The following is a 516-nucleotide window of genomic DNA, read 5'->3' on the forward strand; positions in this document are numbered from 1 at the left end:
GTTCGAGCAGGAGCCGAACAACGCCAAGATCCTGGATAACATCTTCCGCCTGGTCCACACCATCAAGGGCACGTGCGGCTTCCTCGGATTGCCGCGCCTGGAAGCGCTGGCGCATGCCGGCGAGACGCTGATGGGCAAATTCCGTGACGGCATGCCGGTGACCGGGCAGGCGGTGACGGTGATCCTGTCCTCGATCGACCGCATCAAGGAAATTCTGGCCGGGCTGGAGGCGACCGAAGCCGAGCCCGAGGGTACCGACCGCGACCTCATCGACAAGCTGGAAGCGATGGTCGAGCAGGGCATGGCGGCCATGGTCGCTGGAAGCGCTGCTCCCGTTGCCGAAGCGCCGCCGCTGGTGCCGGACGCACCAGTTGCAGTGGAAGCCGCGCCCGCCAGCCAGGATGTGCTGGCCGACCTGAGCCTGGAGCGTCCGCTGCGTCCGGGCGAAGTCTCGCTCGACGAGCTCGAGCGCGCCTTCCGCGAGACCGCGATCGAAGTCCCGGCCCCGGTTGCCAA

The 516-nt window shown here is 67.4% G+C and carries 1 protein-coding gene; it reads left to right on the top strand.

Annotated elements, in window-relative coordinates; all coding sequences use genetic code 11:
- Positions 1 to 516, top strand: a 516-nt coding sequence (locus IVA75_RS34880) for an Hpt domain-containing protein (RefSeq protein WP_247290019.1), incomplete at both ends; no start/stop codon positions are given.

Origin of the sequence: Bradyrhizobium sp. 134, from assembly GCF_023074155.1 — a bacterium.
Classification (GTDB): domain Bacteria; phylum Pseudomonadota; class Alphaproteobacteria; order Rhizobiales; family Xanthobacteraceae; genus Bradyrhizobium.